This window comes from Deltaproteobacteria bacterium (assembly GCA_029210625.1).
Taxonomy (GTDB): Bacteria; Myxococcota; Myxococcia; order SLRQ01; family SLRQ01; genus JARGFU01.
Window position 1 is genome coordinate 123,471 of the sequence record JARGFU010000006.1, and the last position, 20,047, is coordinate 143,517.

Consider the following 20,047-nt stretch of genomic DNA (forward strand, 5'->3'; position numbering starts at 1 on the left):
GAAAGGATCTATCGCCTTGACCCCCTCCGGGGGAGTGTTTATTATTTGGTTGACCAACCAACAAATGGCCCGCCCCAGCAACACCGACGCCCGCCGTGGCGAGATCGTCGAGGCCCTCCGGAGGGTGATGGCCGAGCACGGCTACGAGAAGGCGACGGTGAGCCGGATCGCCGAGGCCGCGGGCCTGGCGCCGGGGCTGGTGCACTACCACTTCGGCAGCAAGGAGGAGGTGCTGCTGGCCCTCGTCGACGACCTGACCGGCCGGGCCGAGGCCCGGATGGACGAGCGCCTGGCGGCGGCCGGCCCCGATCCCCGGGAGCGGCTGGGGGCTGTCCTCGAGGCCCTCCTGGCCACCGGCAGCGGCAGCGACCCCGACGCGGTGGCTTGCTGGACCCTCATCGGCGCGGAGGCGATCCGGCACCCCGCCGTGCGCGCTGCCTATCAGACCTTCGTCAGCCAGACCGTGGCCCGCCTGCGGCGGGAGAGCCTCGCGGCCTGCCGGGCAGAGGGCCGGGCGGGGGGCGGGGTCGGCGCCATCGCGGCCGGGCTCATGGCCACGGTGGAGGGCTACTTCGGTCTCGCCGCGGCGGTCCCCGGCCTGGTCCCCGAGGGGACGGCGGCCGCGACCGCCCGCAGGATCGCTTTCGGCCTGCTGGACGCGCAGCCCCCGGTGGCCGAATGACGGCCGCCTACCGGCTCCCCGGCGGGGCGGTGGCCCGGCTGATGGACCCCCGGGTCCCCTTCCTGCCCCACTACCGGGTGCTCGTCCTGGAGACCCCCGCCTCGCCGGGCGACGAGGTGGCGCTCCTGGCCCTCGCCCGGCAGCTCGCCCGCCGGCTGGGCCAGGAGGCACTGGGCGACCCCGAGGCCTTCTCGGTGCTCTTCAACGGGGCGCGGACCCGCCGCGTCCCCCGGGCCCACGTCCACCTGCTGCCCTCCGGCAGCGTGGCCGGCAAGCGCTGGGGTCTGCTCTTCCTCTCCCTCAAGCGCGGGCTGCGGGCCGGGCGCGACCTCCTCCTCACCCCGCGCACCCTCCTGCGGGGCTGGAGGGTGGGCCTGCGCCGCCGCTACGCTCGCTGGCGGCTGGCCCGGCTGCGGTCCGAGGCGCCGACACCGCTCCCGGTCCCCGAGCGCGAGGCCCTGGCCGCCCTCTTCGCTGCGGCCTGGCAGGCGCTCGGCTGCAAGGGAGACCCCGCGCCGGCCTTCGGCGATCTGGTGCGCCGCCACGCCGAACCGCACCGGCGCTACCACACCCTGACCCACGTCCAGGCGCTCCTCGCGGGCCTCGAGCGCCACCCGGGGCCCGTCGAGGATCGCGCGGCCCTCCAGCTGGCCATCTTCTTCCACGACGCCATCCAGGTCCCCGGGGGTGAGGAGGACGAGCAGGCCTCGGCCGCCCTCGCCCGGCAGCAGCTCGAGGGCGGCGGCGCCGATCCGGTCCGGCTCGCGGCGATCGAGGAGGCGATCCTCGCGACCCGCCACCGGGCCGCGCCCGCGCCGGGGGACCCCTCCCTGATGGTCGACCTCGACCTCTCCATCCTGGGCGCCCTCCCCGGGGACTACGACGCCTACCTGAGCGCCGTGCGGTCGGAGTGGGCCTGGGTCTCCCACCGCCGCTGGCGGCGCGGGCGGCGCCGGCTCCTGGAGGGCTGGCTCGCCCGGCCGGCCCTCTTCCTCACCCCGGATCACCGCGCGCGCCTGGAGGCGCGGGCGCGGGCCAACCTCGAGCGGGAGCTGGCCTCGCTCTAGCCTCTCAGCCGACCCAGGGGCGCTCGATCGAGACCGGGGCTCCCCGGGTGCCGTGGGCGTCGACGGGGCGCAGCTCGATCCGGACCTTCTCCGGCCTCACCTCCTCGGGCAGGGAGCAGGTGCGAAAGGAGCTGGTCTCCCGCCCACCCTGCCAGGCGCGGCTGAGGCACTCGGTCAGCGCGCCGGCCTCGGAGCCCGGCTCCGTATCCGCCCGGTGGAGTCGGACCTGGATCAGGGAGTGCTCGGCCGCGCCGGGGATCTTCGCGGCGAGATCGAGGCCGTTCTCCCGGTCGCTGAGGCGGCAGGCGATGACCTGGAGGATCTCGCCCTCGATGGCGGGCGGCGCGACGGTCGCCCCGGGGTCCTGCCAGGGGCCGGTCTTCCACCGGGCCGGCTTGCGCTCGCCGCCCGGCTGCCGGATGCGCGGGTTGTAGATCCGGTAGCTCGGCTCCCCGGCCGAGAGCCGCAGGGTGTATTCGGTGTTCGCCTGGAGGGGCACCGCCGGCTTCAGCAGCACCTGCAGGGTCCCCCGGTGCTCGCCCGGCCCCATCTGCAGCACGTTCAGCTTCACCCCCCGGCCCTGGTCCTCGAGGATGGCCCGCCCGGCGGCCCGCTCGATCTGCTCGCGGTAGCTCTCCGAGCCCTCCAGGAGGATCACCCCAACGGTGGGGATGACCGTGTCCACCGGAGGCCAGACCTCGAGCTCTCCGAGGAACAGGGACTTGCGCGCCGGCTCCTGCCACCCCCGGGCCGGGGAGCCGAGGAGGAGGGCCGGGAGGACGAGGAGGAGGGAGCGAAGGGACAGGGTGCTCATGGCCCCTTCGAACGCACGAGGCCCCCGGAGGATCTAGGATGCAGACATGAGCAGGGGTCCAGGCGGCGAGAAGCGGGCAGCGAGGGGAGGCGCCCGGGGCAGCCGCTTCTGGATCGGCACCGTGGTGGTCTTCCTCACCGCTGCGGTGGTGGGGGTCACGGGCCTCCAGGGCTGGAGCGAGGCGGCCGTCACGGAGTGGAGCCGGCGGGACGCGGTCCTCCCCCTGGGCAGCCCCCGGGCCAAGATCCTGGAGATCCACTCTGCCTCGCCCGAGGTGCTGGAGCCCGGCGCGAGCCTGGCGTCCGTGGCCGCCTGGTCCTTCGTCCTGGAGGGGAGGGGGGACTGCGGCGACCCCACCGACGACTGGAGCCGCTTCGCGCGCCGTCAGCTCGAGCAGGGCCGGACCCTGCTCCTCTTCCCCACGGGCTTCCCGGCGGGGCGCACCTACGTCTACATCCTGGGTGAGGACGAGCTCCTCGCCTGCCGGATCGTCGCGGCGTCCTGACCGCTACAGCTTCTTCACCTCGTCCCGGATGCGCTTCACGAGGTTGGGCATCGAGTTCATCTGCGCCTTGTGGCGGATGAAGTCGGGCACAGCGCTCTTGGGGATGGCGAGGATCTCGTAGCGCAGGAGCGTGCGCTTCGGGTCACCCTTGAAGGGCCGGAAGACATAGGAGCCGATCAGGGTCAGGTAGTCGCTCTCCTTGCCCTCCAGGAGGTGCCACTTCCGGTACCACTCGTCGGGCCCCTCTTTGCGCTTGTCGATGGTGACGGCGACCAGGTCGGAGAAGGGGAAGGGCATGTCCAGGGTCGACTCGCAGACGTGGCTGTCGGCGGTCTTCTTGACCGTCTTCCCCGTCTTCATCCGCGGCATGCGATCGACCCAGCGGTCGCAGTTGGTGGTGACCTCGTAGACATCGGCGGGCGTGGCGTCGATCACCGCGGTGGTGATCAGGCGGGGGTGCTCATAGCCCTCGACCTTCTCGGTCCAGACGAAGACCTCGCCCTGATCGAGCTTGGCCTCGCTCAGCTCCGCCGGCGGCGCGGCGAACGCCGACCCCACCGCCGAGGCGGCCAGGAGGAACATCAGAGCCCGGACCATCACCCTTGGAATGTGGCAGACCGGAAGCGGCGTTGGCAACGCGTTTCTAGAGCGCGCTCTCCAGGGCCTGGACCTGGTCGTAGATCATCCGCTGCTTGGCCGGGTGGCTGGCGGCCGGCCGCCCGCGGGCGAGGAAGTCGTTCGGGTACTCGAGGGTGTACTCGATGCGCCAGACCGTCTTGCTGCCGGGCGTCAGGTCCGCGACCCACTTCACGACTCCGTCGGCGTCGCGGGCCGCCCCCTTCGGGATCTCCACGTCGTCGAGCTCGAGGTCCTCGTTCTGCGGCACCGGCACCCGATCGCCCACCTCCAGGCGGACCGCCTCGAGCCCGAGGTTCTCCGCGGAGATCAGGAAGGAGGCGGTGACCGTCGTGCGGCGCCGCCCGCGGTCGATCGAGCTGCGCTCCCGGTCGATGGTGCGCTCGAGCTTCACGCCCTCGTGGATCCCGAGGAAGGTCGAGAAGGACTCCCGCGGCGCCACGAAGGGCAGCTCGCTGGTGCCCACGAAGGCGCCGTCCAGGTAGAGGGCCGTCCGGCCCGGCAGGATCGACTGCTCGGAGGTGTTCATCAGGGCCGCCGTGCGGATCACGTTGAGGGAGACCTCCGGCACCGCCACGAGCTTCAGGCCGGCGTCGAAGCTCGCCCGGGCGATGGGCACCCGGACGGTCTTGCCGTCGCTGCGCACCGTTCGCTGGGCGAGCGCCTCGAAGTGGGCGGTGGTGCCCCGGGCCGCGAGGCTCTCGAAGGCGGCGGTGGCGCGCTGCTCGACCTGCTGCTGGTGCTCGAGCTGCATGCGCCACTCGGGGTTCGCCTTGTTGGCGAGCTCGTTCTGGAGCAGGTAGCTCGAGCGCGCCTTCTGGAAGGACTCGGTCGCCCGGTTCACCGCCTCGCCCAGGCCCACCCCGTCGTCTCCCAGGAGGAGGGCCTGCACCTCGGGGACGACCAGGGTCTCCCGGGGCAGCTGGGTGGAGAAGGTGAGCTTCGCCCCCTCCCAGTCCTCACCGGTGGTCTGCACCACCGAGGCGGCCTGCAGCATCGAGACCGCCCGGCCCTCGGCGCGGGCCCGCAGCTCGCCCACCGGCTCCCAGGTCGCGCCGCTGGTCAGGTAGGAGAGGTTCAGCTCGGCCTTGCCCTTGCCCCGGATCTGCAGGTGCACCGACTGCTGCACCAGCTGGGTGCGGGAGCGCAGCTCGCTCAGGGTCAGGGAGCGCGCCGAGAGCTCGGGCTCGAGGGCGCGGCGCTGGCGGCCGACCTTGCGCAGGGCGGCGCGGGCCTCCCGCAGCCCGCTGCCGAGGAAGTCGAAGGTGGCCTCGTAGGTCTTCACCTCGATGTCCCGGGTCGCCATGTCGCGGGGGAGCTTGTCGTTCGAGAAGGCCCGCAGGGCCTCGAGCTGGGCGATCTCGGCGCGCAGCACGGCCTCCTCGTCCTGGAGATCCTCCAGGCGATCGGAGATCTCTCGCAGGCTCTCCTCCGCCGCCTTCACCGACGCGTCGGTGGCCTCGACCAGGAAGCTCTTCTCGACCCTCACGTCGAGGATCTCCCCGGCGGCCGCGGGGGCGAGGCCCGCCCGCACCGACTCGGGGTCGATCCAGCCGGGCAGCCCCCGCACCACGACCTCCTTCACCTCGGCGTCGAGGCGCAGGGGGGCGGTGCGGGTGACCTGGGCCCGGTCCGCGAAGACCGTGACCGCCGAGATCCGGGTCTCCAGCTCCGAGGTGGGGAGGGTCGCCGCGAGGGCGAGGCAGGGAAGTGCGAGGAGCGCGCCCAGCGTGAGCCGGGCGGCCAGGGAGATCGAGCGGCGCATGGGGCCTCCTGCAGGAAGATAGACGACGTCCAGGAGGTTCTACGGACGAGCCGGCTCCGGGATCTGTCCCGGGGGTTGGTCGTTCCCACGGCTCCCGGCGTAGATCTCGACGGCCACCCGTCCGTCAGGATAGGGGAAGAGCGAGCGCGGAGACCCACCTTGACCAACCCCGAGTCCACCGTCATCACCAGCCGACCCACGCTTCCGAAGAAGAGGAAGCGTCGCTGGGGTGTGTTCTCCCTCTTCTTCGCCTTCCTCTTCAGCTACGCCCTGACGGTGGTCTACGCCGCCTGGGCCGGGCAGCTCATCGACTCGGACGAGCTCCTCCTCGGGCTCTCCCTGGGAGCGGCGGTCGTCCTCCCGATCCTCCTCGGGCTGCCCATCAAGGCCATCGGCCCCCGCCTGATGGCCGCCCTGAACCTCCTGATCCTCGGCGGCATCCTCTTCTTCGCGGGAGAGGGGACGGACACCTTCCTGGCCCGGAACGGGGCGCGGGTCTTCCACCCCCTGGGGGACTCGCCGGCCGTGACCGGCACCGCCTCCCTCACCGTGGACGCCCTGCGCTTCGCCGCGCGCCATGGTGGACCGGCCCCGGTGGAGATCGACGAGCGTCCGACCGACGGGGGCGTGGTCGAGGGTGTCGACGGCGGCTCGCCCTGGGGTGTCCTCCTGGGGGGACCCACCGCCGATGGCGGGAGCGGTCCGGTGGACGGCGGCGGCGCGGAGGGCGTTCCCGACGGCTCGGTGTCGGGTGGCGCGATCGAGCCGGCCGAGGATCCCGCCGACGGCGGCGGGCCGGGAGGGCTCCCCGATCCGGTGCCTGGCGACCCCGAGGTCCTGGTCATCCCCATCGACGCCAACGGAAGCACCTTCGACGTCGGAGCCCTGGTGAACGGGAAGCCCACCAGCTTCGTCTTCGACAGCGGCGCCCACGACGTCTCCATCACCTCGGCGCTGGCTCGCCGGCTGGGACTCTCGGACGCGGACGCCATCGACTGGCGGGTCTACCGGACCGCCAACGGTCAGGTCCGGCAGCCGGTGGTGATCATCGACTCGATCGATCTGGGCGAGGGCTTCGTGGTCGAGAAGGTCGAGGGGAGCATCTGCCGGGGCTGCTCGGACAACCTCCTGGGCCGCAGCTTCCAGAAGCACTTCCTCATCGAGATCGACTCGAAGCGCGCCGAGGTGCGGCTGCGGCGCAACTGAGGGCCCGCCGGGCCACGGCGCAGACGAAAGCGCGAGGCGCCTGCTATGAAGGCGGGATGAAGCGCGCCCTCGTCCCCGTCGCCCTCCTCGCCTTCGCCGCTGCCTGCGGGCCGAAGCCGGAGCCCCTGCAGCTCCCCGATGATCCGGCCGAGACCGGGGTGCCGGTGGGGGTGCGGACCTTCTCCGTCGGCGAGCTGGTGGTCGAGGCCTGGTACCCGGCCAGCGACGCGGTCGCGGGCGAGCCCACCGAGATCCTCTCCCTCGCCGAGTGGATCCCCATCGCGTTCACCGAGCGGGTCGGGGAGATCGACGCGCCGACCCTGCAGACGCCCGCGGTGCGCGACGCCGAGCTGCGGGTCCCCGAGTCCCCCTACCCGGTGGTGATCTTCTCCCACGGCCTCGCGGCCTTCCGCTCCCAGTCCATCGATCTGGTCACCCACCTGGCCTCGCGGGGCTATGTCGTGGTCGCGACGGACCACATCGGCCGCTCCTTCCCCGACCTCCTCCCCTGTGTCTTCGATCCGGCCCCCGACGACTGCACCCTCGGAACGGCCTTCGACGATCCCGCGCCGCCCCAGGTCGCGGAGGTCGTGACCTGGCTCGAGGCCGCGAACGTCGAGGAGAAGGGCTTCTTCGAGGAGGCCCTCGACCTCGAGAGGCTGGTCCTCTCCGGGCACTCGGCCGGCTCCTCCACCACCGCCACGGTGGGGCAGGAGGACGAGCGCTTCGTGGCGCTGCTGCAGCTGGCCGGCGCCCGCTCGATCACCCGGGAGGTGCCGGTGCTCGCCATGGGCGCCACCTGCGACACCTTCGTCACCGACCAGGACATGCGCGAGGGCATCGCGGGCACTGCCACCGGCAACCTCGTGCAGATCGCCGGCGCCGGGCACCTCGCCTTCTCCGACATGTGCGAGATGGGGCTGGTCGAGCTGGGCCAGGCCCACCTCGAGGGGCGCACGGATCTCAACCAGTTCATCTACGACATACTCATCGAGCTGGGCTCCGACGGCTGCCCGGGTCACGAGCTGCCCAACATGCCCCAGGCCTGCCTCGACTCGGGTTACCTCCCGCTGGCGACCTCGGACCGGATCATCCGTCACTACACCACCGCCTTCCTCGACGACGTCCTCTTCGGGCGGGGGCCGGGTGCGCAGGCGGGCGTCTTCCCCGAGGCGGAGATGCAGTGAGCGGGGAGGCCAAGGTCCGGACCAAGCTCTACGATGGCGGGGTCTACGGCGCGCTCCTCGAGCCCCTCCTCGAGGGCCTGCACACCTTCGTCGCCGCGCAGGTGGAGCCCGGCCAGGTGCTCCTCGACGTTGGCTGCGGCACCGGCGCGCTGCTGCGCAAGCTGGCGCCGGCGGCCCGCTCGGTGGAGGGCGTCGACCTCTCCCCCGCGATGATCGCTCATGCTCGCAAGCGGGCCGAGGCCGCGGGCCTCGAGAACGTGAGCTTCCGCACCGGAGACGCCACCCGCACCCTGAGCGAGCTCCCCGCCGATCACTTCGATCAGGCCACCCTGGTGCTGGCGCTCCACGAGATGCCGGCGAAGGTGCGCGCGCCCCTCCTGCAAGAGGTGGCCCGGGTCTCCCGGTCGATCCTCTGCGTGGACTTCCGGGTGCCCATGCCCCGCAACCTCCCCGGGCTGCGCAACCGCACCTTCGAGCTCCTGGCGGGGCTGGATCACTTCCGGGCCTTCCGGGACTTCTACCGGCGCGGCGGCGTCGAGGCCATCGCCCGCGCCGCGGAGCTGCGCTATGAGCACTTGCGCTTCGTCGACGGCGCCACCCTCGAGCTGGCGCGCCTGAGCCGGCCCACGCCGGGGAGCGAGACCGCTTGAGGGCCGTGCGTCTACACGCCTACGGGGGGGCCGAGCACCTGCATCTCGACGTCGTGCCGCGCCCCGAGCCGGGCCCGGGCCAGGTCTTGCTGCGGGTCCGGGCAGCCGCGATCAACCCGGTGGACTGGAAGATCCGTCAGGGGAACCAGCGGGCGGTCGTGCCCCTCAAGCTGCCCGCGATCCTGGGGATGGACGTCTCGGGTGAGGTGGTCGAGCTGGGGCCGGAGGTCGGCGCGTTCCAGCCCGGCGACGAGGTCTTCTGCTCCCCCCACCACACCCGGCAGGGCGGCTACGCCGACTACGTGGTGGTGAACGCCGACGAGGTGGCGCACAAGCCTCCCTCCCTCACCCACGTGGAGGCGGCGTCCATTCCCCTGGCGGGCCTGACGGCCTGGGTGAGCCTGGTGGAGAAGGGAGAGCTGCAGGAGGGGCAGCGGGTCTTCATCCAGTCCGGCGCCGGCGGCGTCGGCAGCCTGGCGATCCAGCTCGCCTCGCACCTCGGCGCGGAGGTGACCACCACCTGCAGCGCCCGGAACGCCGACTTCGTGCGCTCCCTCGGCGCGACCACGGTCGTGGACTACCGCGAGCAACGCTTCGACGAGGTGGTGCGCGACCAGGATCTGGTCCTCGACACGATGGGCGGCGAGGTGCTGCGGCGCTCGGTGATCTGCCTTCGCCGGGGGGGCATCCTGGTGACCATCAACACCGGCCTGCCCCGCGCCGTGCGCCTCTTCGGGCCGTGGCTGGGAGTGCTCGCGGTGGCCTGGCAGCTCTTCACCTGCTGGGTGAGGGCCCGGATGTCTCTCGGCGTGCGCTTCCGGCTGGCGGTGCGGCCGGCGAGCGGCGAGCGACTGGAGCGCCTCGGTGCGCTCTTCGAGTCCGGGACCCTGAAGCCGGTGGTGGGCTCGGTCTACCCCTTGGAGCGGGTCGCCGAGGCCCACGCGGAGAGCGAGGCGGGCCACAGCCGGGGGAAGATCGTGCTCGACCTGGACGTTTGAGCGCCCGGGGCCTTGCCGCAGGTGGCTCCCGCGAACATAGTGCGGGCCTCCCGGGGGGCCGGAGGAGAGGGAAGTCGATGGCTGTCGACGTCATCCATTCCTGGTGGAACAAGCGCGAGGCGCTCCTCGACCGCTATCGGTCGGAGGAGGCGCGCTACCTCGTCGTGGCCCGGGCCCTGCGCCGCCAGATCAGCGACATGCTCAAGGACGAGGGCATCGCCGGTTCGGCCCACACCCGGGTGAAGAAGTTTGACGCCTTCTTTCGCAAGCTCCTCGAGCGGGCCGCCGAGGAGGCGGAGGAGATCCGGGATCCCTTCCTCTTCATCACCGACCTCGTGGGCATCCGGGTCGTGGTGCCCTTCATGGAGGACATCGGGAAGGTCCACCAGCTGCTCCGCGACAACTTCGAGCTCACCGAGGAGGAGGAGAAGGGGGCGGCCCTCTCCGTGCGCGAGTTCGGCTACACCTCCACCCACCTGCTGATCGCGGTGCCGCCGGAGATGCTCGAGGACCACGGCCCCCTCTCGGTGACCGAGGTGGAGATCCAGCTGCGGACCACGCTGCAGGACGCCTGGGCCGAGGTGGAGCACGAGCTCGTCTACAAGGCGGGCCTCGACGTGGTGAACGATCAGGTCCAGCGCAAGCTCATCGCGCTGAACGCGACCCTCTCCCTGGCGGACACCATCTTCCAGGAGATCCGCGACTACCAGAAGCAGCGCTCCCGGACCCTGCGGGCGCAGCACCAGGATCTGATGGACAAGGTCTCGACCATCCCCGAGAAGATGGGGCGGGTCTGGCGAGGCGAGGAGCCGATCTCGGCCGGGGCCCAGCTCGGTGAGATCGATCGGCCAGGCACGGTCGACGAGACCCAGGACGCCGACGCCCACCTCTCCAACCTGATCCTACGGGCGCTCCAGGCGCACCTCGACGCGGATCTCGACACCGCCGTCCGCCTCTACTCGAAGGTGCTGGCCGTCCAGCCGGCCTACGCCATCTACAATCACCGGGGCATCGCCTACTTCACGATGAGCCAGTACGAGAAGGCCATCGCCGACTTCTCGGCCGCGATCGAGCTCGAGCCCCACCAGGTGCGCGCCTACACCAACCGGGGACTCGCCTATCGCATGGCCGAGCGCCACACCGATGCGCTGGCCGACTTCGATCGCTCCCTGGCGATCGATCCCTACTGGGCCGACACGCTCTACGGGCGGGCGCTCACCCACTTCGACATGGGCAACATCCCGGCGGCGCTCACCGACTGTGATCGCGCCATCGCCGTGAAGCCGGACTTCAAGCAGGTCCTGCGCTTCAAGCGCTTCGTCCAGGGCGAGTAGGGCCCTACCCCTCCAGGGTCGAGAGCCGGGCCTGGAGGATCCGCTCCATCGCCCGGCGGCTCCTCCGGACACGCAGCGCGACCAGGGTGTGCGCCACGCTCAGGGCCACCCAGAGCCCCCCGCTGCCCAGGTGCATCCAGGAGAAGGCCGCCCGCCAGCCCTCGGCCACCGAGATCTGGAGCAGGTAGCCCGAGGCCGCCATCGCGACGAAGGTGGAGGCGAGGCCCAGCCCCGTGAGCCTCCCGGCCGGCCCGAGGCGCAGGCGCGCGGCGAGGTGCACCTGGAAGAGGAGGCCGAAGGTGAAGACGAGCAGGGGGGCGGCGAGCACGTGGAGGTGCTGCAGGGTCGGCTGCCAGGGATGGTTCACCACCGCCCACTCGTCGGCCGGCTCGAGGAGGAACTTCATCCAGAGGTAGACGAGGCCGGTGGCGGTGACGGAGAGGTTCGCGCCGTGCTGTACCCAGCGCAGGGCCGGGCTCACGGCGCCGGCTCCGGCGGGACTTCGGCCTTCGCGCCGAAGATCACGCGGTGGAGGGCGAGCACCCGGCGGGCCGCCTTGCTCGTGGCCTCGGCGGTGAGGGTCGCGCCCGCGACGGGCCGGATGGCGCCCTCGAGCGAGAGGTCGTCCTCGAGGCGCTTGGCCTCGAACTGCCCGTACCAGCCCCGGCGCGGCAGGTAGTCCGGCGGCTCGTCGAAGGAGAGCACCTCGATCCGGAGGATCTTCCCCCCGGCATCGACCGCGACCATCACCCGCTCGGGGAGGGTCCGCACCCGGTGGACGTCGAAGTAGGCGGCGCCCCCTGGCTTGCCCTCGCAGGTGGCCAGGTAGGGGTGGACCAAGGCGCTCTCGATCTTCGCGCCGGCGAGCTTCTCGGCGGCCTCCTTCTGGACCTTGGAGAGGAAGACGGTCCTTCGTTCGATCTCACAGCCGGGGAAGGCGAGAGCCAGGGCCTCGTCCCCCTCGAGGCGGACGCCTGCGCTCGCTGGCGAGGCCCAGAGCAGCCCGCTGGCGAGGAGGAGGGCGAGACCCCGGCCCCGGCCGGGTCGAATCGGACGATGGGAGCGTGAGCGTGAAGGGGGAGTCATCATTCGAGGGAGGCCGGGAGTGGTCGCAGGAGAGCGTCGTCGGAGCTCCAGATCCGGGGAGTCCCCACGGCCGAGGTGTCGACCACGAAGACCTCGACGCCAGGCGTGATCGCCGCGTAGCGCAGGGCGGCCTCAGGTCCCAGGACGTAAAGGCCCGTGGAGAGGCAGTCGGCCTCGGCGGCCGTCGGCGCCAGCACCGAGAGGGAGCCGAAGTCCTCGGCCGGCCGGCCGGTGCGAGGATCGAGGAGGTGGCCGACGCGCTCGCCCTCCACCTCGATGCCCCGCTCGCCGTTGCCGCTGGTGGCGAGGGAGCCCGCCCCCAACCGCACCTCGGCCACGATCCGCTGGCGGTCGCGGGGGTGGGCCAGGGGGATCCAGCGGTCGCGCTCCCCGGAGGCCGGCAGCCGGGAGAGCTGACCGCCGAGATCGAGGGTGGCGCCGCGGGCGCCGGCCTCGCGGGCCGCCTCGAGGGCGAGGTCCAGGCCCCGGCCCTTGCCGAAGGCCCCCTCGTCCAGGGTGAGGGGGGCGTACTTGAGGGCCCCCTCCTCGGTGAGGCGCAGGTGCCCGGCGCCCACCTTGCCCAGGGCGAGATCGAGCTGGTCCTCGGTCGGTCGGCGGCCCTCACCCCGCAGGTCCCAGGCCTCGACCAGGGGACCCACCGTGGGGTCGAAGGCGCCCCGGGTGATCTCGCTGCATTCCAGCGCCAGGCCGAGGTCCTCGCGCAGCGCGTCGGAGATCGGGTGAGGTCGTCCGGGCGTCGCGGTGTTGAGGGCGGCGAGCTCGGTGTCCGCCCGCCAGGTGGAGAGCCGGGCCTCGGTCGCCTCCAGGGCGCGCAGGGCGGCCTCGCTGGCCCGCAGCGCGGTCGCGCGATCCCCGGCCAGCACCTCCAGCTCGATCGCCGTGCCCATCACCGAGGCCGAGCGCTGCAGGCGGGTGAGGGCGGGGCCCACGGGCGCCGGCGTGCTCGCCGCCGCCGGGGGCAGGTTCGCCGGGTGCCCGCAACCCTCGAGGAGGAGGAGCCCGGCGAGCGCCACCGGCAGGGTGATCATCGCCGCCAGGGAGGAGAGGTCCAGGAGGACGCCCCGCCACTCCCGTCGGCGACCAGCTCGGTTCGAGATCCCGAACATCAGAAGATGTACCCGAGCAGGAGGTTGAGGGTGGAGTCGTCGGCGCCACCCGCGTCGGTGTGCCGCTGCCACTCGGCCTTGACCGCCACCTGCTCGATGGGGGCGAAGGCCAGCCCGAGGGTGAGGAACTCCCGGTCGGACGCAGGGTCGGCCGGGTAGCCGCTCGGCATCGTCTGCTGGGTGTTCAGCCGCTCGTAGCGCACGTAGGGGGAGAGCGAGAGGCGGGTGCCTTCGACCAGGGAGAGGAGGTCGTAGCCGGCCTCGGCGTAGAAGCCGCTCATCGTCTCGCCGACCGGGGCGTCGCCGTCCACGGCTCGCAGGTCCGAGAGCTCGAGGGCGCCGCCCACCTGGGCCCCGGCGTAGAGCGCGCGCAGCTTCAGCCCCCGCCAGCCGAAGTCCACGTGGCCCTCGTAGACGAGGTTCGTCACCTGGGTGTCGAGCTGACCCTGATCGGCGCCACCGTAGTAGACCGAGCCACCCACCAGGAGGCCGTCGAGGCCGACGTAGTCGGCCCGGAAGACCACGCCGAAGTCGTTGGCGAGGGCCTTAGCGCCCTTCTGCCGGCCGCCCCGCAGGCCGCCGGTGCCCCCGAAGCCCGTGCCGTCCATGCCGTTGATCAGGTAGGCGCGGTAGCTGACCGGGCCGAGGTCACCGAAGAGGCCCACGCCGTTCTCTCGCCAGGTCGAGGGGATGATCCGCCGCTCGGTCTCCGGCCGGAGCGCCGGCAGGAAGGTCGTGGGCTCGTGCAGCTCGTTGATGATCCCCATCGGGACCAGCAACAGACCGGCGCGGACGTTCAGCTCGGGACGCCAGAGGAAGTCGAGGTAGGCGAACTCGAGGAAGACCTCGCTGATGTGCTCGATCTCGATCTCGGTGTTGAGCACGAAGCGGTCGTCGAACTTGTATCCGGCGTAGAGGATGTTCCGGTAGAAGTCGAAGACGTCGGTGCCGTCGGAGTCCAGCTCGTTCTGGTAGAGCATTTCACCGTAGCCGCCCAGGGAGACGCCTCGCTCGGCCTGGTAGACCTTCGAGGCCGCCGGCCCGAGGCCGAACTTGCGCTGGGTGGCGGAGGGGGCGACCTCGCCGAGGCGCAGCCGCTCGATCTCGGCCGCCAGGATCTCCAGCTTGCGGTCGGTCTCGGAGGCCTCGTGGGGGGCCTCGGCGACGGGCTCGGGGGCCGGCTCGGTGGCGGCCTCGGCCTGGGCGAGGGTGGCTGCGGGCAGGAGGAGGAGGGCGGCGAGGAGGGCGGTGCGGAGCGAAGAGGGACGCATCGGAGAGTCTCCAGTGGGTCGGGGTGAATTCGGAGATCTTCGTTTAGATGAATATGAGAACCATTGTCAATAAAGAAGTCCGAAAAATCGACCTCGCCACTGCCGAACGCCGAAGCGGCCGAAAACAGGTCTTCTCCGGGCGCCGGGGCTAGGATGAGCCCATGCGAGGCTCACCTCTGCTCACCGGCCCAGGTCTGCTCCTGACCCTGTTCATCCTCTCGGCCTGCCCCGGCGGGGGCGGGGGCGGGGGGATCCCCGACGGCGGCGATCCCGTCGAGGACGGAGGCAGCGATGGGGGCGCCGCCGACGCGGGCGACCCCTGGTGGGAGGAGGAGGTGGTCGACTTCGACGGAGACGGCTACTCGGTGGCCGAGGGGGACTGCGACGACGAGGAGCCCGAGGTGAACCCCGGCTACAGCGTCGATCTCTGCGACCACCTCGACAACGACTGCGACGGCGACACCGACGAGGACTTCGACGGCGACGAGTGGGAGCCCAACGACACGACCCCGGTGGAGCTCGGCGACCTCACCGACACCCGGGAGACCCTGATCTTCGGCCACCTCTTCCCCGAGTCCGACGTCGACCGCTACCGCTTCTACGTGAACGACGGCCTGACCACCTACTTCGACATCGAGGCCTGGCTCTACGGCGTGCCGGCCGATGCCGACTACGCCCTCGACCTCTACTGGGTCGAGGACGCCAACGGCGCCGATCAGGGCCTGATCCTCAGCTCGGATCGGGAGGCTCTCGGCGGCTACGAGCTGATCAACCACGGTGGGAGTCTCGGGACCGACGACACGGGGTGGTACGAGCTCGAGATCCGCTCGGTGAGCGGGAAGAGCTGCGCCGCGCCCTATACCCTTCAGCTGGTGGTGGGGAGCTGGTGATGACGCGCACGATCTCTGCAGGCCTCCTCGCACTCCTCCTCTCCCTCGCTCCTGGCTGCCCGAAGGGCACCGGCGGGGGCGGCCCCGACGGGGGCGGCACGAGCGACGGCGGCGGCGGTGACCTGCCCGCCGCGACCTACCTGGAGCTGGTCCCCCTGGACATCTGGGGCAGGGATCACGCCGACGCGACGATCACCCTGGGCCTCGCCCCCACCGCGATCGACGAGGTCGGCGCGGGCCCGGGGGTGGCGCTGATCCGGGTGGCCGAGGGGCACCCCTTCGAGCTGCCGGTCCGCATCTCGGCCCCGGACTACTTCGAGACCACCTTCACGGTGAGCTACGACGGCACCACCTCGGCGGACGCCTTCTCGGTCACGGTGCCCGACGGCGGCGCCCGGGCGGTGACCGGTGAGGACCAGCGGACCATCGAGGCCACCGACGGCCGGGTCTTCTCGGTCTTCGCCGGCCTGGATCACCGCTGGTTCGCGGCGAGCGCGAGCCCGCCCTCCCTCAACGACGTCGAGGTCTACCTCGACGGCGAGGAGGCCTGGGCCTCGGTCTACGAGGATCTGAAGACGGCCACCCGGCGCGTGACCTGGACCACCTGGTTCTGGGAGTCGGACTTCGAGCTCTGGCGCTCTCCGGATCACCCGCGAGAGATCGAGGCCGCTCGCTACCCCTACACGGTGATGGGCATCGTCGATTCCCTCCCGGGCGTGGACTGGAAGGTGTTGATCAACCGCTTCTGGGGCGACAACACGGACTACGCGGCCTACCTGAACACCGACACCGCGCTGCGTGACAAGGCCGAGGCGGCGGGCGACGGCTTCGACGTGATCCTCCAGGGCAACCCCACGGCCGTGCCGCTCGGCGGGCAGTACTTCGGCCAGCCGACGTACTTCGCCTTCGCGCCCCGGGTGCTCGAGAACCCCCGCTACGCCGGGCGGACCCTCCACCAGGGGGAGCTGGGCAGCCAGCAACAGCCCCTGACCACCGACGCGGCCAGCTACCATCAGAAGGCCACGGTGATCGACGGGCAGGTCGCCTTCGTCGGCGGCATGAACACCAAGTCCACCGACTGGGACAGCAACGAGCACCTTGTCTTCGATGCCCGCCGGATGACCTTCGACGCCACGAACGCGGCGCGGATGGACGTGCTCACCCGCAACGAGCTGCCCGAGCTCGGCCCGCGCAAGGACTACATGATGCGCATCGCCGGGCCGGTCGCCCGGGACGTCGAGGAGATCCTCTGGAACCGCTTCGAGCTCGGCCTCGCGGCGGGAGACATGTTCTCGGAGAACGCGACGGCCTGGGCCCTCGACCCGGCGGCGCCCGAGCCGAACGGTGGGGTGCTCACGCAGGTGGTGGCGACGCTGCCCGAGCCCTTCTCCCAGATGCAGATCCGGGAGAGCCACGCCAAGGCCCTGGCCCAGGCGGAGCACTACATCTACATCGAGGACCAGTACTTCCGGGCGCCGATCTTCGAGCAGATCATCGTGCAGCGGATGCTGGAGAAGCCCGACCTCCGCCTGATCGTGGTGACCAAGGAGGTCGGCACCCTCGACGGCGGGTTGAAGTTCACCTACCTCGGCGATGCGCTCTTCCGGGAGCTCTTCCCCGACCGCTACCTGGTGCTGGTGCTCAAGACGGCGGACCTCTACACCGAGGAGGGGATCTTCTGGGACACGGTCGACCTGCACCTCCAGAACATCGACACCCACTCGAAGATCCGGATCATCGACGACCGTTTCGTCTCCCTGGGCTCCTGCAACTACAACAACCGCGGCTACATGTACGAGGGCGAGATGAACGGCTCGGTCCTCGACGATGGCCTCGCCACTGCCGTGCGCCAGCGGGTCTTCCGCAACATCGCCGGGCCCGGCTGGTCGCGGCAGCTCAACGGCGATCCGATCAACGACTTCGAGGTCCTCAAGGCAGCGGCGGCCGACAACGAGTCCATCATGAACTGGTGGAAGGACAACGTCGGGGACCTCGACGCGCCCGAGGCCGAGGCGGCGCGCCTGCAGAGCTGGCCGGACGGCTTCGCCTACCCGCTGACGTTCTCCGGCGACTACCTCCTCGAGGTCGGTCCCGATATGTTCTGATTGTCCGGGGGGAGCTCCGGATTCAGGGCCGTGGGTGAAGGTCGATGGGGGTGACGTGGATGCGGCCGGTGGCGCCGCGCACCTCGTAGCCGTAGACCCGATACACGCCGCTGGTGCCGGGCTTGGGCTCGGTGCTCGCCGGGGCGCCGACGATCCGGACGCCGTCGAGCTCTCGATCGTCGCTGCGGTGGAGGTGGCCGTGAGCGATCAGCCGGACCCCGCCGAGCGCGCAGAGGTGGCGCAGGGTCACCCGGTCGACATCGGGGACCTCGTGCCCCCAGCGGGAGAGCGGCCCGTAGTGCTCGGCGCCGCGGCGAGCGCGGGGGAGGTTGGGGCTGTGGTGCATCAGGAGGATCTTGGCCGGGCAGGCGGCCACCTCCGGCTGCCGCAGGAGGCGCACCAGGCGCCGGGTCTGGCGGTTGCCGATCCGCCCGATGGCGTTGACCACGCCGTTGCCGTTCCCGGCGTTGTTGGAGTCCAGGCCGATGAGGGCCAGGCGGCCGGGCTCGAGGAACTCCACCCAGGGGAAGAGGGTCTGCTTGCGGGGCCGGCCGAGGCAGACGCCCGCCCGCATCCTCTCGAGGTCCTCGCCCATGAGGCGGGAGCGCTCGCCGATCCTGGGGGCCCCGAGGTGGCAGACGTCGTGGTTGCCCGGGACGAGGCGGACGCGGCGCTTCAGGCCTGCCTCCCCTACGGCCGCCCAGAAGACCTCCCAGGCCTCGCGGTCCCCGCGATCGGTGACATCGCCGGTGACGAGGATCCAGTCGGCGCTCTGGACGGGCTCCTCCCGCAGCAGCGCGCGGAAGGTGGCGTTCATGCCCTGGAGCTTGCCGAAGAGGCGCGGCTCGGAGCGGCTGTCCTCGTCGGAGGCGGTCAGGTGGAGATCGGAGAGGTGGACCAGGCGGATCGGTCGGGGGCGAGCCATGGTCTCAAGGGAGTACCATGCCTCGGGATCCCGGCGCGGGGGGATCAGCCGGCCTTCTCTGCCTCCGGGGCGTCTCCCGCGGCCGCGGGCTCGGCGCTCGGCGGGAGGTCGACGGCGACCACGTTGATCACGCCGCGCATCATGTCCATCCCGCAGGCGAAGGTGACGGTGCCGCTCTCGGGCATCTCGACCGGGATGTTCACCGTCTCGTTGAGGGGCAGCTCCGCCCGGGTGTCGGTGCCGAGGACCTGGACGTACTGACCACAGGGGCTCTTCGAGGTGCGAGTGAAGGCGAGGACCACGGTCTCCTTCGGTCCGGCCTCGAGGGTGTTGGGCTCGTAGCCGGCGTCACCGACCGTGACCGTCAGGGAGCGCGCACCCTCGGGGAGGGCCGGGATGTTGTCCACGAAGGCGTCCGCCGGGGGGGACGCGTGGGCGGCGGCCGCCTCACCTCCGGCCTCCTCCTGGGGGCATCCGGTGGTCAGGACGAGGAGGGGGAGGGCGAAGAGGAGGGGGGCGAGGGTGCGCATGAGCGGATCTTTCCTGCTGAGGTTCTGTTCGGCGAGGCTCCCAACGGCATCTTCTTCGCTTTCACCGGGGAAGGCCACAGTGGCCCTGCGTGGGAGCCGGGCGCGGGGCCAGGCGATTCACCCGGAGCCGGGAGGGCTTGCTCGCGTCCGGCGAAGATGGTCTCTCGCCCCCATGCCGCTGCATCCCTACGAAGCCCCCCGCGGTCGACGCCTGACCTTCACGGTCGACTCCGAGGCCCTGAAGGGCAACCTCCTGGGTGACCCCCACCGCCGCCGGGTCGAGGTCTACCTCCCGGCGGAGGCCGAGGGAGCGCGGGAGCTCCCGCTCCTGGTCGACCTGGTGGGCTACACCGGGAGCGGCCCCAAGCACCTGGCCTGGTCCGCCTACGCCGAGTCGGTGCCGCAGCGGGTGGACCGGCTCATCGACGAGGGGAAGCTGGGGCCGGTGGCGGTGGCCTTCCCCGACTGCTTCACCCGCCTGGGCGGCAACCAGTACATCGACTCCCTGGCCCTCGGGGCCTGGGAGCGCTTCCTCTGCGAGGAGATGCTCGAGGTCCTCGAGGCGGCGCTGCCCCTGGGGCGGGGCCCCGAGCACCGCGCGCTCTTCGGCAAGTCGAGCGGGGGCTACGGGGCGATCGTCCATGGCATGCGCCACGCCGACACCTGGGGCGCGGTGGCCTGCCACTCCGGGGACATGGCCTTCGAACTCTGCTACCTCGGCGACTTCCCGGCGATCCTCGACGCCCTCGCCCGGGAGCCGGAGGGCATCGTCGGCTTCCTGCGCCGCTTCGAGGAGGCGCGGAAGGTCTCCGGCAAGGACTTTCACATCCTGATGGGTCTCGCCATGGCGGCCACCTACGATCCCGATCCGCAGGCCCCCTTCGGCGTGCGCCTGCCGGTCACCGAGGACACCTGCGAGCTCATCCCCGCGCGCTGGGAGCAGTGGCTGCGCCACGACCCCGTGCGGATGATCGAGGAGGAGGCGGTAGAGGCCAACCTGCGCGCCCTGAAGGGGCTCTACGTCGACTGCGGCAGCCGGGATCAGTACAAGCTCCACTACGGCGCCCGCCGGTTGAAGCAGCGCCTCGACGCGCTGGGGATCGAGCACCGCTACGAGACCTTCGAGGACGACCACTCGGGCATCGACTACCGGATGGACGTCTCGCTGCCCTTCCTCTACGAGCGCCTGCGGGGCTGACAAAAGGGTCCCGCGGCCGTTGGAACGCAAGAGGGCTCGTGCCATCGTGTCCCGCAGGTCGAGGGGAGCGC

Annotated in this window: 20 protein-coding genes; 11 read left to right on the plus strand and 9 right to left on the minus strand. The window is 71.5% G+C overall.

Annotated elements, in window-relative coordinates; all coding sequences use genetic code 11:
• Positions 1 to 64 precede the first annotated feature (64 nt).
• Positions 65 to 682 (plus strand): TetR family transcriptional regulator, encoded by a 618-nt coding sequence (locus P1V51_07410; GenBank protein ID MDF1562854.1) that lies wholly within the window; start codon positions 65 to 67, stop codon positions 680 to 682.
• Positions 679 to 1,749 carry a hypothetical protein gene (locus tag P1V51_07415; protein MDF1562855.1) on the plus strand — a complete coding sequence of 357 codons (1,071 nt, stop codon included), beginning with the start codon at positions 679 to 681 and terminating at the stop codon, positions 1,747 to 1,749. Before P1V51_07410 ends, P1V51_07415 begins: the two co-directional genes overlap by 4 nt.
• A gap of 4 nt (positions 1,750 to 1,753) precedes the next feature.
• Here the strand turns inward: P1V51_07415 and P1V51_07420 are convergent, their stop codons facing one another.
• Positions 1,754 to 2,563, minus strand: coding sequence for a hypothetical protein (locus P1V51_07420; GenBank protein MDF1562856.1), 810 nt, complete (start codon positions 2,561 to 2,563; stop codon positions 1,754 to 1,756).
• Between the two features lie 46 nt (positions 2,564 to 2,609).
• Between P1V51_07420 and P1V51_07425 the strand changes: the two genes are divergently transcribed.
• Positions 2,610 to 3,068, plus strand: a complete 459-nt coding sequence (locus P1V51_07425) for a hypothetical protein (GenBank protein ID MDF1562857.1) — start codon at positions 2,610 to 2,612, stop codon at positions 3,066 to 3,068.
• A gap of 3 nt (positions 3,069 to 3,071) precedes the next feature.
• Here the strand turns inward: P1V51_07425 and P1V51_07430 are convergent, their stop codons facing one another.
• Together P1V51_07430 and P1V51_07435 are read right to left on the minus strand one after the other, a co-directional pair.
• A complete protein-coding gene (locus tag P1V51_07430) occupies positions 3,072 to 3,650 on the minus strand; it encodes a hypothetical protein (GenBank protein MDF1562858.1) in 579 nt (192 codons plus the stop codon).
• A gap of 61 nt (positions 3,651 to 3,711) precedes the next feature.
• On the minus strand, positions 3,712 to 5,469 hold the full coding sequence (locus tag P1V51_07435; GenBank protein ID MDF1562859.1) for a mucoidy inhibitor MuiA family protein: 1,758 nt from the start codon (positions 5,467 to 5,469) through the stop codon (positions 3,712 to 3,714).
• Positions 5,470 to 5,700: 231 nt separating this feature from the next.
• On the opposite strand from P1V51_07435, the gene P1V51_07440 reads away from it, so the two are divergent.
• From P1V51_07440 to P1V51_07460, 5 genes are all read left to right on the plus strand, one after another.
• Entirely contained in the window at positions 5,701 to 6,675 is a 975-nt protein-coding gene (locus P1V51_07440) for a retropepsin-like aspartic protease (protein MDF1562860.1), read from the plus strand.
• A 56-nt stretch (positions 6,676 to 6,731) separates the two neighbouring features.
• Positions 6,732 to 7,862, plus strand: a complete 1,131-nt coding sequence (locus tag P1V51_07445) for a hypothetical protein (GenBank protein ID MDF1562861.1) — start codon at positions 6,732 to 6,734, stop codon at positions 7,860 to 7,862.
• A complete protein-coding gene (locus tag P1V51_07450; GenBank protein ID MDF1562862.1) occupies positions 7,859 to 8,512 on the plus strand; it encodes a class I SAM-dependent methyltransferase in 654 nt (217 codons plus the stop codon). The genes P1V51_07445 and P1V51_07450 overlap by 4 nt, the downstream gene beginning before the upstream one ends.
• Before the next feature lie 5 nt (positions 8,513 to 8,517).
• A complete protein-coding gene (locus tag P1V51_07455) occupies positions 8,518 to 9,510 on the plus strand; it encodes an NADP-dependent oxidoreductase (protein MDF1562863.1) in 993 nt (330 codons plus the stop codon).
• Positions 9,511 to 9,587: 77 nt separating this feature from the next.
• Positions 9,588 to 10,844, plus strand: a complete 1,257-nt coding sequence (locus tag P1V51_07460) for a tetratricopeptide repeat protein (protein MDF1562864.1) — start codon at positions 9,588 to 9,590, stop codon at positions 10,842 to 10,844.
• Positions 10,845 to 10,848: 4 nt separating this feature from the next.
• Here the strand turns inward: P1V51_07460 and P1V51_07465 are convergent, their stop codons facing one another.
• The 4 genes from P1V51_07465 to P1V51_07480 are packed head-to-tail and all read right to left on the minus strand — an operon-like array spanning position 10,849 to position 14,328.
• Positions 10,849 to 11,325: a hypothetical protein gene (locus P1V51_07465; protein ID MDF1562865.1), complete on the minus strand. Its 477-nt coding sequence runs from the start codon at positions 11,323 to 11,325 to the stop codon at positions 10,849 to 10,851.
• Positions 11,322 to 11,933 (minus strand): FMN-binding protein, encoded by a 612-nt coding sequence (locus P1V51_07470; GenBank protein ID MDF1562866.1) that lies wholly within the window; start codon positions 11,931 to 11,933, stop codon positions 11,322 to 11,324. The genes P1V51_07465 and P1V51_07470 overlap by 4 nt, the downstream gene beginning before the upstream one ends.
• Positions 11,930 to 13,057, minus strand: a complete 1,128-nt coding sequence (locus P1V51_07475) for an FAD:protein FMN transferase (protein ID MDF1562867.1) — start codon at positions 13,055 to 13,057, stop codon at positions 11,930 to 11,932. Before P1V51_07475 ends, P1V51_07470 begins: the two co-directional genes overlap by 4 nt.
• Complete coding sequence (locus P1V51_07480) at positions 13,057 to 14,328, minus strand: hypothetical protein (GenBank protein ID MDF1562868.1); 1,272 nt, start codon at positions 14,326 to 14,328, stop codon at positions 13,057 to 13,059. Before P1V51_07480 ends, P1V51_07475 begins: the two co-directional genes overlap by 1 nt.
• Positions 14,329 to 14,489: 161 nt before the next feature.
• On the opposite strand from P1V51_07480, the gene P1V51_07485 reads away from it, so the two are divergent.
• Together P1V51_07485 and P1V51_07490 are read left to right on the plus strand one after the other, a co-directional pair.
• Complete coding sequence (locus P1V51_07485) at positions 14,490 to 15,218, plus strand: putative metal-binding motif-containing protein (GenBank protein ID MDF1562869.1); 729 nt, start codon at positions 14,490 to 14,492, stop codon at positions 15,216 to 15,218.
• Positions 15,218 to 17,323, plus strand: a complete 2,106-nt coding sequence (locus P1V51_07490; GenBank protein MDF1562870.1) for a phospholipase D-like domain-containing protein — start codon at positions 15,218 to 15,220, stop codon at positions 17,321 to 17,323. The genes P1V51_07485 and P1V51_07490 overlap by 1 nt, the downstream gene beginning before the upstream one ends.
• Positions 17,324 to 17,345: 22 nt before the next feature.
• On the opposite strand, the gene P1V51_07495 is transcribed toward P1V51_07490, so the two are convergent.
• Both P1V51_07495 and P1V51_07500 read right to left on the minus strand, forming a co-directional pair.
• Positions 17,346 to 18,248: a metallophosphoesterase gene (locus tag P1V51_07495; GenBank protein MDF1562871.1), complete on the minus strand. Its 903-nt coding sequence runs from the start codon at positions 18,246 to 18,248 to the stop codon at positions 17,346 to 17,348.
• Positions 18,249 to 18,292: 44 nt separating this feature from the next.
• Positions 18,293 to 18,778 carry a cupredoxin domain-containing protein gene (locus P1V51_07500; GenBank protein ID MDF1562872.1) on the minus strand — a complete coding sequence of 162 codons (486 nt, stop codon included), beginning with the start codon at positions 18,776 to 18,778 and terminating at the stop codon, positions 18,293 to 18,295.
• Positions 18,779 to 18,950: 172 nt separating this feature from the next.
• Here P1V51_07500 and P1V51_07505 point away from each other — a divergent pair, with 172 nt between their 5' ends.
• Positions 18,951 to 19,976, plus strand: coding sequence for an alpha/beta hydrolase-fold protein (locus P1V51_07505; GenBank protein MDF1562873.1), 1,026 nt, complete (start codon positions 18,951 to 18,953; stop codon positions 19,974 to 19,976).
• The last annotated feature ends 71 nt before the right edge of the window (positions 19,977 to 20,047 follow it).

Excerpts from the sequence above, each read along its gene's own strand:
- P1V51_07410 (MDF1562854.1), top strand. The coding sequence starts at position 65 with ATGGCCCGCCCCAGCAACACCGACGCCCGCCGTGGCGAGATCGTCGAG.
- P1V51_07415 (MDF1562855.1), top strand. The coding sequence starts at position 679 with ATGACGGCCGCCTACCGGCTCCCCGGCGGGGCGGTGGCCCGGCTGATG.
- P1V51_07420 (MDF1562856.1), bottom strand. The coding sequence starts at position 2,563 with ATGAGCACCCTGTCCCTTCGCTCCCTCCTCCTCGTCCTCCCGGCCCTC.
- P1V51_07425 (MDF1562857.1), top strand. The coding sequence starts at position 2,610 with ATGAGCAGGGGTCCAGGCGGCGAGAAGCGGGCAGCGAGGGGAGGCGCC.
- P1V51_07430 (MDF1562858.1), bottom strand. The coding sequence starts at position 3,650 with ATGTTCCTCCTGGCCGCCTCGGCGGTGGGGTCGGCGTTCGCCGCGCCG.
- P1V51_07435 (MDF1562859.1), bottom strand. The coding sequence starts at position 5,469 with ATGCGCCGCTCGATCTCCCTGGCCGCCCGGCTCACGCTGGGCGCGCTC.
- P1V51_07445 (MDF1562861.1), top strand. The coding sequence starts at position 6,732 with ATGAAGCGCGCCCTCGTCCCCGTCGCCCTCCTCGCCTTCGCCGCTGCC.
- P1V51_07460 (MDF1562864.1), top strand. The coding sequence starts at position 9,588 with ATGGCTGTCGACGTCATCCATTCCTGGTGGAACAAGCGCGAGGCGCTC.
- P1V51_07470 (MDF1562866.1), bottom strand. The coding sequence starts at position 11,933 with ATGATGACTCCCCCTTCACGCTCACGCTCCCATCGTCCGATTCGACCC.
- P1V51_07475 (MDF1562867.1), bottom strand. The coding sequence starts at position 13,057 with ATGTTCGGGATCTCGAACCGAGCTGGTCGCCGACGGGAGTGGCGGGGC.
- P1V51_07480 (MDF1562868.1), bottom strand. The coding sequence starts at position 14,328 with ATGCGTCCCTCTTCGCTCCGCACCGCCCTCCTCGCCGCCCTCCTCCTC.
- P1V51_07485 (MDF1562869.1), top strand. The coding sequence starts at position 14,490 with ATGCGAGGCTCACCTCTGCTCACCGGCCCAGGTCTGCTCCTGACCCTG.
- P1V51_07490 (MDF1562870.1), top strand. The coding sequence starts at position 15,218 with ATGACGCGCACGATCTCTGCAGGCCTCCTCGCACTCCTCCTCTCCCTC.
- P1V51_07495 (MDF1562871.1), bottom strand. The coding sequence starts at position 18,248 with ATGGCTCGCCCCCGACCGATCCGCCTGGTCCACCTCTCCGATCTCCAC.
- P1V51_07500 (MDF1562872.1), bottom strand. The coding sequence starts at position 18,778 with ATGCGCACCCTCGCCCCCCTCCTCTTCGCCCTCCCCCTCCTCGTCCTG.
- P1V51_07505 (MDF1562873.1), top strand. The coding sequence starts at position 18,951 with ATGCCGCTGCATCCCTACGAAGCCCCCCGCGGTCGACGCCTGACCTTC.